Raw genomic sequence first — 13,782 nt, 5'->3', positions numbered from 1 at the left:
AGTTTTTTTAAAATTATTATCACTAGTGTTGCATAAATGTTGTTAGAATATTCAGTTTAAATATGTCCCCTGTTAAGAGCCAAAAAAGTAAATACCCAACTAAAGGTGGATCCATCCATTTGGAAATTTTTTTACAATTAGACTTAAGAGACGACGACAATTTGTTTATTAAGGAATGGTTTTTCCTTCAATCTTTCGAAGCCAAATATGTGCTGGTTTCCACAAAGCTGCCCGTAAATATCGGCTAATTTGTAGGGTTTTTCGTTTACTTTTTGTCTCGATTTGTGCGAGAACATGCAGGCAAAAAACAATAAGTGCGATAAACACTTGATTCTGAATTGCCCATTCGCTTTGGCCGTAAAACTTTTTGATATGGAGATGTTGTTTAATCCATTTGAAAAATAACTCAATCGCCCAGCGTGATTTATACATCTTTGAGATTTCTTCAGCACTTAAATCAAAACGATTTGTGATTAAATGAAGCTCATTTCCTTTTGAATCAATCACTTTTAGAAGACGAAAGTAATTTTCGGCACGGTTTTGCGTCGTACCAATCAACACCATTTGATCCGACAAAACAGATGTATTCTCGGGTAGTTTAAAATCGTAAACCTCCCGTATGACTGCGTTTTTTCGCAGCCTAGAAAGGAAAAAGTAGCCGTCATCTGTCATCCGATCAAAGCGTTCGTAGTCTAAGTAACCACGGTCAAACACATACATACATTCCTTGTCATCAACCATTACTTCAAGCTGACCGCGGTCATGTTCTTTGGCCGTTGTCATAATGGCCTTTTCGGGATAGGATATACCTTTTTCCATAAACACAAGGCGTAAGTGCAATTTAACACCCGCTTTTGTTTTGCGGAATTTTGCCCATTTATGATTAGTCAAATTGAGAGGCAATGTGCTTGAATCAATGATTTTTAATGGCATCACAAGTTTCGTGTTGTGCGTTTTGGCATGAATTTGTGAAACTAAATCAAGGAAAAGCTTTTGGAATAAGTCTGGATTCATGCCATTTAAACGGCGTGAGAGTTGGGAAATACTGATAGAATCAAGATCAATGCCCTTTTGCAGTTGATCATCGAAAAGACAATCGCTCAGCGCATGCAGACTTTCGACTTCTTCTAGCTGCGCAAAAAGTAATAATTTTAGAAATGACTCTGTCGTTAGTTTTTTCGTATAGAAATCTAATTTCAACGTTTTCACGTTTTCTTCAAATAATTGAAGATTTATTGGTGAAAACCATTGTCCAAATGAAGTTTTTCGTGTAATCTTGTCCATGCGATAGTCCTTTTTAGTGGATTTGGACGGGTTACCACCTAACTTATCCATTATAAAGGACTTTTTCTTTGCATAAAATGATAAAATTGAACATTTCAAGTATTTTTAATAGTTAAATTAAATTAACGCAACACTAGTGAATTATTATAATACTAAAATACAGCATGAAGTTTTTTTGTAATTAAAAAAAGCACTTATAGGAATAGAAGGTTATGCCCTTGAAACTAACAGATTGTCATGTTTTGATGCTTTTTTTATCTCAAACTACTATTACGGATTATAATAATTGAAAATTCTTTCTTCTTATGTGTATAGTTAAACTGATAAAACAGCCAAAAGGAGTGGGGACTCATGGGTTTACAAAGAAATTGGGCAGGTAATTTTCAATATAGCACAACTAACTGGCATGAACCTGCATCTGTTGAAGAGGTTCAACATTTAGTATCAAGCTTAGCAAAACTACGTGTAATCGGAACACGTCACTCGTTTAATAGCATTGCAGATTCGAATGAGAATATAGTATCTTTACAAAAGCTCAATAAGGTCTTAACCATTAATCACGAAAAGGGAACTGTAACCGTGGAGGCCGGAATTAAGTATGGAGATCTTTGTCATGCACTTCAACAACAAGGCTATGCCTTACATAACCTTGCCTCTCTTCCCCACATTTCGGTTGCTGGAGCATGTGCAACAGCAACACATGGTTCAGGCAATAACAATCAAAATCTAGCTGCAGCAGTATCCTCTATGGAAGTTGTGACAGCAGATGGAAGTATTGTAACCTTTTCCAGAGAAAAATCAGAGGCGGATTTACATGGCGCTGTCGTTGGACTAGGTGGTCTTGGAATCGTCACAACCCTAACATTAGACATCATGCCAACTTATCAAATGAGGCAAGATGTTTATGAAAATCTTCCGCTCGCTCAATTAGCTCACGATTTTGATACTATTTATTCCAGTGCCTATAGTGTCAGTCTGTTTACAAATTGGCAGGACGAAATATTTAATCAAGTGTGGCTGAAAAGTAAACTAACAAATGATCAAACTTTTTCGTTGGGAGAAGACTTTTTTGGAGCAAAAACGGCTAAAGAAAATCTCCATCCTGTACCTGGGGTCGGAGCAAAGAATTGCACAGCGCAGCTTGGTGTACCCGGGGATTGGCTCGATCGCATGCCACACTTCCGAATGGACTTCACTCCGAGTAAAGGGCAAGAGTTACAAAGTGAGTACATTCTGGCCCGAGAGCATGCCTATGACGCTCTTTGTGCACTTAGCAAAATCCGTAAACATATTGCACCACATTTATTTATATCAGAAGTACGAACAATTGCCCAAGATGAACTTTGGTTAAGTCCATCCTATAAGCAGGATTCCGTCGCCTTTCACTTTACGTGGCAGGAAAAATGGGAGCAAGTTCAACAGGTGCTGCCATTAATCGAAGCCCAGCTTGAACCTTTTCAAGCAAAACCGCATTGGGGGAAACTGTTTACTACTTCGCCTTCCAAAATACAGTCATTATACGAAAAGATGCCTGCTTTTCAGCAATTGCTTCTGAAACATGACCCTAAAGGGAAGTTTCGAAATAACTTTTTGAATAAATATATATTTAACGAGGAAAAATGAATTCGTTTACAAAAATAATCACTTTTGCTAGAAATAGGTAGAAATACAGCTTTCTATAATTAATACAAGAAATGCAATAGCGTCTTCTAAACAAGGGTGCAGTCAGTAGGCACCCTTGTCAGCGTTTCTAAATCTCAATTATAATAGGAAGAATCATTGGCTTGCGCTTTGTTTGATTAAATAAATACTGTCCAACTGATTTTTTTATATTTTGTTTCATTACATTCCATTTGTGAATATTCTCCGATTGCAAGTCGTTCACAGTCGTTTTGACCAAACGGTTTACTTCTTTTAGTAGTTCATCTGAGTCACGTGCATAAACAAATCCCCGAGTAATCGTATCTGGTCCAGAAATTATCTTCCTGTCTGCCTTGCTAATGGTGATAACGACAACAAGCATTCCGTCTTCAGATAGCTGTTTTCGATCTCGTAATACGATATCTCCAACATCGCCAACACCCATTCCATCCACATATGTATCTCCTGCTGGAACAGAGCGGGTCTGACGAGCAACTCCATTTTCGATATCGACTACTTCTCCGTTTTTTATAATAAAGGTATTTCCTTTTTCCACTCCAACTGCTTCAGCTAACATCCGGTGATGGTGGAGCATACGAGTTTCACCATGAATGGGAATGAAGTAAGTTGGTTTCATCAAGGTTAACATCAGCTTTAAGTCTTCCTGATAGCCATGACCAGAAACATGCATTCCCGTAGTACTGCCAGAGCCATAAATCACTTTAGCTCCCAACTGAAATAAGTTGTCGATAATTTTCGAAACATCTTTTTCGTTTCCTGGAATTGGGGACGCTGCAAGTATAACGGTATCTCCAGGATAGATTGTGACATCACGGAAGTTTCCACTTGCTAACCGTGATAAAACTGCCATTGGTTCTCCTTGACTGCCTGAACAAAGTATGGCAACCTTTTCTGCTGGTAGTTTATCGACTTCGCTAGCATCGATTAACATCCCTTCAGGCATAGTAAGATACCCACGTTCCATAGCAACATCTACAATATTGACCATACTGCGCCCAAGCAATGCAATTTTTCGATTCGTTTTCATAGCCGACTCTACTACTTGCTGAACACGATTGACATTCGATGCAAATGTAGAAACAAAAATTTTCCCGCTTGCTTTTATAAAGGCTTCATCCATGTGAGAACCTACCATTTGTTCAGAGGGAGTCAGCCCTTTACGCTCCGCATTGGTACTTTCTGATATTAAAGCTAAGACTCCCTGCTGACCGATTTCTGCCATCTTATGTATATCGGCATATTGGTTATTGGCAGGGGTTAAGTCAAATTTGAAATCCCCAGTATGGACAATATTTCCTTCCGGAGTATGAAAAACAACTCCAAGACAGTCAGGTATACTATGACTTACTTTAAAAAAGGAAACTTGAACCTTTTCAAATTCCAACTTTGTATTGGAGTCTATGGTCAATAATTCAGTATCTCCTCTTAACCTATGTTCGTCGATTTTTAATTCTATTAAGCCTAATGTAAACTTAGTTGCATAAATAGGAATACTTAATTTTCTTAGAAAATAAGGTATTCCACCAATATGATCTTCGTGACCATGGGTAACGATCAAAGCCTTGATTTTATCCCGATTCTCTTCCAAATAGGTTAGGTCAGGAATAATTAAATCAATACCTAATAAGCTTTCATCAGGAAACTTTCCGCCACAATCAATAACAAAAATCTCGTCCTCATATTGAACGACATACATGTTTTTTCCGATTTCATTGATTCCACCAAGGGCAAAAAAAGACAAAGGATTTTCAGTGACCTTCATTATTCTCCTCCTATCAAACTAAATATGATTATTATTCTTTTTTTGTAAAATTTCCATGCAAAGGAAAGGAAAGAAAACAAATCACATTTATTAAAGAAGACTCACCACTGTTGCGGATTAATAGCAAAAGCAATATGCGAAAACAGCCATTCAAAAAGAAAAACCCCTAGTAAGGGGCTTCAATCGAAAATATAATACTTGTCATTCGAACTATTTAAAGTTTTTAATGCCAGTTTCTAGTATTTCCATTTGCAGCAAAATCTGTTCGTCTGTTATGGTCTTATCTTCACCATTAATAATCGCTTTATATAAATCGTCATATACTCTTCCATAATCACCATTTACAGATTTCACTGTTTCTTCGTGGATTGTACCTTCTTCATCCATATATGTTAGGACTCCATAATGTTTTATTGTATCTATACCAAAATCTTTGTTATCAGGCATGTAAAATAACTTTAAATGCTCTTCTTGGCGATCTTTCGTTTCTTTCACAAAGCATCCCTTTTTACCATGTACAACGAAGCTAGGTCTTTCCTTCAGCCTAAAATAACTGGATTTTACCGATATTTTCACCTTATCATAATATAAGTCTAAATCAAAATAATCATTCATTCTTCCTTGTCCTAATAATTGCCTTACATCATAATGGATGTTATCCGGCTTGCCAAAATAGCTGATAACCTGATCTAGTGTATGGCAGCCATGTCCATATAAAAATGACTCCGCAGGATTAAAGGACTGTGCAGATTCTGGTACTTCGGGACGATAATAATCGTAATGCATTTCCACTTCCAGCAAGTCCCCGAGCTTTCCTTCTTCGATAACCTTTTGAACAGTTAAAAAATCACTATCAAAACGTCTGTTTTGATACGCCTGAACAATTAATCCCTTCTCTTTTGCCATTGCAAATATTTCTTTTGCCTGTTCAGAGGTTTCCATAAAAGGTTTTTCAACCAAACAGTGTTTATTATGTTCTAATGCTAGTTTTGTGTATTCAAAATGGCTGTCATGTCTTGTACAAATAACGACAAGTTGAATGTCCTTGTCATTTAATAGCTCATTTAAATCCGATGTATAATTTACTCCTGCAATTCGATCCCAGCTTTCCCGCTTAGGATTTCTTTGATAAATTGTTTTTACCTTTATATTCTCTCTTTGCAGCACAAACGGCAGATGATATCTGTTTGTGCTTTTTCCATTTCCAATATAACCAATAGTAAGCATAAGCAGCCTCCTAAAATATATTTGTTTAATTTCTTCTTTTATTATTTATCCCATTTTTCTTGCCATTTGTCATTTGAAAAGCACCTCCTTGAAATTTATATCAAGAGGTGCTTCTCTATTTTATATCGCCTTATTTACTTATTACATTAAGTGGATTAAGTGGAATACGATCCCCACTACGAACAATCCAAGAATCATAACAATTGGAGAAACTTTCTTTCTAAGCAACCACATGCAAAGTAGTGTTAACAATAATCCAGCTAAACCAGGAATTAGACTATCTAAGTTACTTTGTAATGTAGTGACTTTAATAGGATCTAACGAAAGCCCTGCGGCTTGTTGCTCTAAAGCGGTTTTAACCCCTTCTGCTCCAGCAGGTAACTGATCCCAATCAATATAAGCACCTTCGTCAAGCTCTACCGAGGATACAACAGGTGTAAATTGAACCGATACCCACCGGTTAACTAATGCACCGAGGATAAACATCCCGAGAATGGATGCCCCTTTAGTGATGTTTTGAAGTAATCCACCAGATAAATCGTCCGTAATTTTAGACCCAGCTTTGTAACCAACTTCTTGTGTATACCAAGTGAAGCCCATACGGATAAGGTTCCATGCAAAGAAGTAAATAATTGGTCCAAGAATGTTACCAGTCAATGCAAGAGAAGCTGCTAATGCACCAAGGATAGGTTTAACTGTAAACCAGAAAACTGGATCTCCAATACCAGCTAATGGTCCCATCATACCTACTTTAACCCCTTGAATTGCCTTATCATCAACAGGCGCACCATTTGCCCGTTCTTCTTCAAGCGCTAATGTTACACCAATAATAGGTGAAGCTACATAAGGATGTGTATTAAAGAACTCTAAGTGACGTTTTAGTGCTTCAGCACGATCTTCTTTTGATTTATATAATCTTTTAATGGCAGGAATCATCGAAAATGCCCAACCACCGTTTTGCATACGTTCATAGTTCCAAGAACCTTGAATAAAAGTAGAACGCCACCAAACCGAAATACGATCTCTTTTTGATAATTTTAATGCTTTTTCCATTGTATGTCCCCTCCTTCTTAGTAATTATCGATAATATCGCCTAGTGGATCACCAGTGTTTCCGTTTCCGCCATTACCTGAGCCGCCTTTGTTAGAAAGCGCAATATAGATAAGAGCAAGAGCAACACCGATAGCCCCAAGACCAATAAGTGTAATTTGTGAAACAGTCGCTAATACGAAACCAATTGCGAAGAATGGCCATACTTCTTTTGTAGCCATCATGTTAATTACCATTGCATAACCAACTGCTACGACCATTCCCCCACCGATTGCTAAACCATTTGTCAACCAATCTGGCATAGCTGTAAGTAAGTCACTCACCGGACCTGCACCAATTGCGATAATTAATGCAGCTGGAATAGCAATACGTAAGCCCTGTAAGCAGATAGCAACAATATGCCATAGTTCAACTTTTCTAATGTTTCCTTCTTTTGCTGCCGCATCCATCAAATGTACTAATCCTGTTGCAATTGTACGAACGATGATTGTTAATAATAAACCAGCTACTGCAAGTGGAACAGCAATCGCGATTGCTGAAGATACTCCCGCATCCCCTTGACCACTCAATACTAAAATAATTGCAGATGCAACTGATGCTAACGCAGCATCCGGTGCAACGGCAGCTCCAATGTTCGCCCAACCTAAAGCGATCATCTGAAGGGTTCCACCCAAGATAAGACATGGTACTAATTGCCCTGTAACTAAACCGACTAACGTACAGGCAATGATTGGTTGATGGAAATGGAATTCATCCAAAATTCCTTCCACACCAGCTAAAAACGCTACAATAATGACTAATATTATTTGAATCATATTCAAATCCATGTTTATTAATCCTCCTTTTTCTTCGATAATAGGATTATTTTCGTTTGTTTAACTCTTCTTGCGCCTTTTTGATTATTTCATTCATGTTACCTTTTGAATCGTTCGGAACTTTACGTACGTCGAAGCTTAAACCAGCTTCCTTTAACTTAGCAAATGCATTAATATCGTCTTGGTTAAAAGCCAATACCTTATTCGGTTGAACTTTACCTGGTGAGTGTGCCATCGAACCTACGTTGATTGTCTTCAATGGAACGCCACCCTCAACCGCTCTAAGCGCATCTTGTGGATTTTCAAATAGAAGCAATGCGCGTTGACCACCAAAGTGTTGATCATCTTTTGCAAGCTCGATCATTTTTTTCACAGGAACCACATGTGCCTTTACACCTGGAGGAGCAGCCTGTTGGATTAATTTCTTACGAAGGTCATCCTTCGCTACTTCATCAGATACAACAATAATACGTGTAGGCTGCGTAGTTTTTGTCCAAGCAGTCGCTACTTGTCCATGAAGTAAACGAGAGTCAATACGAGCTAATACGTATTCAAATTTACCAGGAGCACCAGCATTTACTGGTTGAGCAGTTGCAGTAGCAGCTGTTTCTGCTGGTTCTAATGTTTCAGGTCTTACTTTAACTCCTTCTTTTGCTGTCCCTAAAATATGTGCGGCAATTTCATGTGCCGTGTTCATTGTGAAGCGTGATGCATAAGCTTCAATCAACATTGGTAAGTTCATACCAGCAACGATTGCCCATTTTTCATTGTTTTCTTCAAACAAGCTATTGGCTTGGTTGAAAGGAGTTCCACCCCAAAGATCGACTAAGAATAGTACTTCGTCTTGGTTGTCGAAAGAGGCAATTGCTTCTTTCATTTTTGCCTTTACATCTGCAGGTCCTTCGCTCGGCATCAATGTAACAGCTTTTACATTTTCTTGCTCCCCGAAGATCATCGACCCAGATTGCAACATACCACTGGCAAATTCACCGTGACTAGCAATGATAATTCCTACCATCTTTTTACCTCCTATTATATTTTTTACAGCTAAATATGGAGAATCCACTAAAATATCTTTTCAGCTGCATTTTCATAGCTCATCTAAAGCGATTACATAAAGCGATTACAGATTTCATACAATAAAAAAGGCATGAGTAAAAAGTCAATTTAAATGAAGCTATGGGTATAGAATGCCCCTTAATGCTTCATTCAAACATACTTTTTTACTCATGCCTGATCGAATCAGTAACACGTAAAAATAATGCCGATGGTTATTTAATTTCTGCAAACGCTTTAAATGGAGTGTTTAATTATTCTCGCTTCACTTTAGTAAGCTTCCAAAAAAATTATAGCATACCGAATATTCACTTTCAATAGGGAAAATATTTTTTTGGTTCCGCTATCATCTTACCAGTGATGACTCTTTCAAGATCATTACGGAGATGCAGGTTAATCGTTTAAATCCATAATATTCAGTACTTCTTCTACTTTCAAAAACTCTTACTTTTTTGATTTAATTCTCAATCCACGCTTAATAACATCAAAGAAACTCAATGATTGGACCATGCGTTTCGGATCAACGTATTCACGGATTACTCGCAAAACTTTCTTCGGATCTTTAGAGGAAAATGTATACGTCCCATTTCGCTTAGTTTGGACGGAATAACGGGGTATCCATTTTCCTTTGAACATGATCGAAGCGATTACATAATCAACTTCTTCCCAAGGAATCTGTATAAACTTACGAGCATCACGGCTATTAAAGAATTCAAATCCTTTGTCCCCAATCATAATCTTCCCATATTCTGAAATTCCCGTATGCGAGGTTGCATTAATAACTAAATCGACTTTTGTGTTAATTGATTGGACCATTTTTTTACTCCATTTCTATCTTTTAATACTAATAATTATACGTGTTTTTTTGCTTTAAGCAAATACTCTGGGGAAGTTCACATTATCTTCGAAATTATGAGAGATTGATGAAGGGTCTGATATATCTTAGCAGAAATCATGGATAGTCTAGATAAGGGGAAATATGAATCTTCATTTTTTTCCCAATAGTAAAATAGGTCTCTAAAAGTTCGATCAAACTTTTAGAGACCTCGATCATTATCTTCTAGTTAGTAAAATGTTCGCATTTCACTTTCGTTTTTAACAAGTCCTTTTCTATTATATCAGCATCTCCAAAGTTGTTTTTCCAAAAAGGATGCCTGTAAAAAGAACTTAATATCCAAAAGTTCCTGAACCTGTCTTTTACGATTTTCTTATAAGCTTTAGTGTCCAAGGTAAAGCAACCCCAAATACTAGCAAATAACAAGGAATGGAATAAATAGGTTTCCATCCCTTTAATTTTAAAAAGCCTAGTTTTCCTAATATATACTCCATTAAAAATGATAATAATGAAAATAAAATTACTCTAATTAGCTTTGTAGGAGATTTATAACGATTTAAAAACAAGATTGCAATTGTAACAGGTCCTACAATAAACATAAAATAATCAGGTATCCCACCGATTGAGGAATCTCCTGAATCTAAAAGATCGAAAATATAGAATATTACAATATTAATTAACCAGCCATAAAATCCAACCATTCCACAAAGTAATATCCACTCATTTCTTGAAATATTTTTAGTTGTAGTGATTGAAAAATATAGTAGTATCGATCCTGTTAAATGAATAAACCATGAACCTTTTGCTGTAAGGTTAAGTCTTTCTACTACACCATTCCAGTACATAGCTAACCTCCGTAAATAAATTTAATTAGTTGTATAGACTTATTTTTTATTATTTTCATTAACGATTTATTTATGTAAATTATTATAAACCTCCGAATAACTAAATCATTTTCACCCTAATTTACTTTTTCAGATGCATAATATCGGACAAACAATAAACATATTTTATCACTAGTGTTGCACTAATTAAATTTCAATATTAAAAATACCCATAATCTTCACTATTTTGTTTTGTGCAAAGAAAAAGTCCTTTATAATGGAAAAGTCAGGTGGTAACCCGTCCAAATCCACTAATAAAGGACATCTCACATGGACAAGATTACACGAAAAAATTCATTTGGACAATGGTTTTCACCAATTAATTCTCATTTATTTGAGGAGCAAGTGAAAACATTAAAATTAGATTTCTATACGAAAAAATTAACGACCGAATCGTTCCTAAAATTATTCCTGTTTGCACAATTACAGGAAATTGAGAGTCTTCATGCACTAAGTGATAGTCTTTTCAATGACCAACTTCAAAAGGAGATCAACCTTGATTCTATTAGTATTTCTCAGTTATCACGTCGATTAAATGGGTTGAATCCTGACCTTTTCCAAAGGCTATTTCTCGATTTAGTATCACAAATTCATGCTAAAACACACTATACAAAACTGGTCATGCCGTTAAAAATCATCGATTCAAGCACATTGCCACTGAATTTGACCAATCATCGTTGGGCTAAATTCCGCAAAACAAAGGCCGGTGTGAAACTGCATCTACGCCTTGTGTTTATGGAAAAAGGGATTTCCTATCCTGAAAAAGCGATCATGACAACGGCAAAGGAACATGATCGCAATCAGCTTGAAATCATGGCGGATGACAAAGAATGCATGTATGTGTTTGACCGTGGATACTTAGACTACGAACGCTTTGATCGAATGACCGATGATGGTTTCTTTTTCCTCACCAGATTGCGAAAAAATGCCGTCATCAGGGAAGTTTGTGATTTTAAACTCCCAGAAGGAACGACTGTTTTGTCGGATCAAATGGTGATCATTGGTACGATTCAAAATCGAGCTGAAAACTACTTTCGCCTTTTAAAAGTCATGGATTCAAAAGGGAACCTACTTCACTTAATCACGAATCGCTTTGATTTGAGTGCCGAAGAAATTTCTGAAATGTATAAATCTCGTTGGGCGATTGAGTTATTTTTTAAATGGATTAAGCAACATCTCAACATAAAGAAATTCTACGGACAAAGTGACTGGGCCATTCAGAATAAAGTTTTTATTGTGCTGATTGTATTTTGCTTACATGTTCTAGCACAAATTGAAACAAAAAGTAAGCGAAAAACCTTACAAATAAGCCGTTATTTAAGGGCAGCCTTATGGAAACCAGCACACATCTGGCTTCGAAAAATTGAAGGCAAAGCTATCCCTTAATAAGCTAATTGTCGTTGTCACACAGGTCTAATTGTAAATAAATTTCCAAATGGATGGAGCCACCTTTAATTAGGGATTTACCTTTTTGGCTCCAAACCGGAAGAACAATTAAACTGAAAATTAAGACACTATTTATGCAACGCTAGTGGTAAAATATGTCTTTATAATAAAAAAATCTCTCAGAAATAAATTTCCGAGAGATCTTTTTTATTATGTGATCAAACCATGTTGTCTTCGAAGCGTGGCCTTATAAAGGGTTTATCCCCCTTATTACATCATGCCGCCCGTGAGTTTAGAGTGTGTAATATCGTTAACGAGAGGTGCTAAAAGCGCGGTATTGGATATTGTTGGCTGTAACATCTTTAACGGGGATTTACCGTTTTTATGGGATTGCGTTAGCAAAATGTTAGCATTTTGATTAAATACTCAGAAGGTGATCGCGTATTAATATGGAGGTGGTGTTTACCTTAACCTAGTTTTTGCGCACTTCCATATTTTCGAAGTTGATGATTAATTTATGTGCAAGAAAAAAATCACTCCCGATGATTCCGTCAAATCCATGCATTTCTCTAACATCACCGAGCTCTATAGTGAAATTATTCAGTCGAAACTCATCAATATTCATACCACTTACTTTTTGTTCAATGCAGATTTCCGTACCGCCAATTCCGTACATCTTTCGTGTAATTGCATTTTCTAAATCGAGCATCAGACCAATTTCTTCACATAAGTCTGTATCTAAAATGGTTGAAGAACAGCCGGTATCAAGGAGTACGTTGCTAAATGTCTTTTTCTGTCCAACATATTCAATTTCAACAGAGACTAGAGGTAAGCGGTCATCCAGTTGAAATTTCATACTCTTCTTCGTACTCCTATATATGGCTGCTCAATTACCTTTATTTCTTCGTTATTCGTGTGAAAGATATATAATTCACGATTTTGATTTTCCCCGTGTAGCTTTTTATACACTTTCCATGCTGCATTGCCATTCTCAAAGTCATCAATTACCGACATTTCTTCGATGATTCTTTCTTTTCCTTTTGCTTCAGACTTTAATGCTTCTACTAAGACACACCTTTCTGGAAAATGCTGACGTACTTCAGACCATTTCATTAACATCCCTCTTCCGATTCATTATTTTATAAATTTCTTTATTAGAACAATCATACAAGTTTGCACTACAATAGAATTTCTTTTGTGTCATCTAATTTTTTAATACTAATGGGTTCGGATATTTCAAAAGCCAACACTGCTGGACTAAGGAGGAATATTAATTTAAATTTAGTATAACAAATAACTATACACCACAGCACTTTTTGTATTTTTTCCCACTCCCACAAGGACAAGGATCATTTCTTTTAGGCTTTTCCACTGGCAATTCAATTTTATTGCTATTTATTTCCGGACTTCCTTGTAAAACTGCCTTTCCCGCTTCCTTCATCTCCTTATATCGCTTTTTTAATAGCTCCATTGCTTCTGCACTATCTTTTAATGAACCCTTAACAATCTCATCCACTTGTCTCTTAGAAATACCATAGATATCAAGAATCTCATACCTTTTCCTTTTCAAAGATAATCTTATAGCAAACTCAGAATCATTATTTTCGCTTTCTGTAAAGATAAGAATAACATCATCACATTTGCAACTTGGATTCATACAATACTGATCATAAATAATATATTTTATATCATTTACTTCAGTTCCTAAGACAAGCCCTTTTTTCTCTTCAAACACATCAAAATAACTAAAGGTATTACCACTTAAAATATCAGATTTTTCCATAGTTTCCACTTTTTTTATCATTCCTATTTTCAGTCTAT

Annotated in this window: 13 protein-coding genes; 2 read left to right on the top strand and 11 right to left on the bottom strand. The window is 36.3% G+C overall.

What is annotated here, in order from left to right:
- Nucleotides 1–168: 168 nt before the first annotated feature.
- Complete coding sequence (locus tag HHU08_RS02770) at nucleotides 169–1,284, bottom strand: IS4 family transposase (protein WP_100525938.1); 1,116 nt, start codon at nucleotides 1,282–1,284, stop codon at nucleotides 169–171.
- Nucleotides 1,285–1,635: 351 nt separating this feature from the next.
- Here HHU08_RS02770 and HHU08_RS02765 point away from each other — a divergent pair, with 351 nt between their 5' ends.
- Nucleotides 1,636–2,907, top strand: a complete 1,272-nt coding sequence (locus HHU08_RS02765; RefSeq protein ID WP_169187749.1) for an FAD-binding protein — start codon at nucleotides 1,636–1,638, stop codon at nucleotides 2,905–2,907.
- A 127-nt stretch (nucleotides 2,908–3,034) separates the two neighbouring features.
- Here HHU08_RS02765 and HHU08_RS02760 read toward each other — a convergent pair whose 3' ends face one another.
- The 7 genes from HHU08_RS02760 to HHU08_RS02730 form a co-directional block, all read right to left on the bottom strand.
- A complete protein-coding gene (locus tag HHU08_RS02760; RefSeq protein ID WP_169187748.1) occupies nucleotides 3,035–4,708 on the bottom strand; it encodes a ribonuclease J in 1,674 nt (557 codons plus the stop codon).
- A gap of 210 nt (nucleotides 4,709–4,918) precedes the next feature.
- Nucleotides 4,919–5,935, bottom strand: a complete 1,017-nt coding sequence (locus HHU08_RS02755; protein WP_016204021.1) for an oxidoreductase — start codon at nucleotides 5,933–5,935, stop codon at nucleotides 4,919–4,921.
- 141 nt (nucleotides 5,936–6,076) lie between these two features.
- Entirely contained in the window at nucleotides 6,077–6,988 is a 912-nt protein-coding gene (locus HHU08_RS02750) for a PTS system mannose/fructose/sorbose family transporter subunit IID (protein ID WP_016204022.1), read from the bottom strand.
- Between the two features lie 17 nt (nucleotides 6,989–7,005).
- Nucleotides 7,006–7,806, bottom strand: a complete 801-nt coding sequence (locus tag HHU08_RS02745; RefSeq protein WP_016204023.1) for a PTS mannose/fructose/sorbose transporter subunit IIC — start codon at nucleotides 7,804–7,806, stop codon at nucleotides 7,006–7,008.
- 40 nt (nucleotides 7,807–7,846) lie between these two features.
- The gene (locus HHU08_RS02740; RefSeq protein ID WP_016204024.1) at nucleotides 7,847–8,818 is read right to left on the bottom strand and encodes a mannose/fructose/sorbose PTS transporter subunit IIA; all 972 of its coding nucleotides are present in this window, start codon (nucleotides 8,816–8,818) and stop codon (nucleotides 7,847–7,849) included.
- 482 nt (nucleotides 8,819–9,300) lie between these two features.
- Complete coding sequence (locus HHU08_RS02735) at nucleotides 9,301–9,672, bottom strand: DUF956 family protein (protein WP_016204025.1); 372 nt, start codon at nucleotides 9,670–9,672, stop codon at nucleotides 9,301–9,303.
- A 381-nt stretch (nucleotides 9,673–10,053) separates the two neighbouring features.
- A complete protein-coding gene (locus tag HHU08_RS02730; RefSeq protein WP_016204026.1) occupies nucleotides 10,054–10,536 on the bottom strand; it encodes a hypothetical protein in 483 nt (160 codons plus the stop codon).
- A gap of 309 nt (nucleotides 10,537–10,845) precedes the next feature.
- Here HHU08_RS02730 and HHU08_RS02725 point away from each other — a divergent pair, with 309 nt between their 5' ends.
- The gene (locus HHU08_RS02725; RefSeq protein ID WP_101728823.1) at nucleotides 10,846–11,961 is read left to right on the top strand and encodes an IS4 family transposase; all 1,116 of its coding nucleotides are present in this window, start codon (nucleotides 10,846–10,848) and stop codon (nucleotides 11,959–11,961) included.
- A 472-nt stretch (nucleotides 11,962–12,433) separates the two neighbouring features.
- Here the strand turns inward: HHU08_RS02725 and HHU08_RS02720 are convergent, their stop codons facing one another.
- The 3 genes from HHU08_RS02720 to HHU08_RS02710 all read right to left on the bottom strand — a co-directional run bounded on the left by HHU08_RS02720 (nucleotide 12,434) and on the right by HHU08_RS02710 (nucleotide 13,744).
- Nucleotides 12,434–12,817: a retropepsin-like aspartic protease gene (locus tag HHU08_RS02720; RefSeq protein ID WP_101728822.1), complete on the bottom strand. Its 384-nt coding sequence runs from the start codon at nucleotides 12,815–12,817 to the stop codon at nucleotides 12,434–12,436.
- Nucleotides 12,814–13,074, bottom strand: a complete 261-nt coding sequence (locus HHU08_RS02715) for a hypothetical protein (RefSeq protein WP_016204028.1) — start codon at nucleotides 13,072–13,074, stop codon at nucleotides 12,814–12,816. The genes HHU08_RS02720 and HHU08_RS02715 overlap by 4 nt, the downstream gene beginning before the upstream one ends.
- A gap of 184 nt (nucleotides 13,075–13,258) precedes the next feature.
- Complete coding sequence (locus tag HHU08_RS02710) at nucleotides 13,259–13,744, bottom strand: SEC-C metal-binding domain-containing protein (protein ID WP_016204029.1); 486 nt, start codon at nucleotides 13,742–13,744, stop codon at nucleotides 13,259–13,261.
- Nucleotides 13,745–13,782: the final 38 nt, after the last annotated feature.

Source organism: Niallia alba (assembly GCF_012933555.1).
Lineage (GTDB): Bacteria > Bacillota > Bacilli > Bacillales > Cytobacillaceae > Niallia > Niallia alba.
This window is presented reverse-complemented; position numbering and strand designations above follow the sequence as displayed.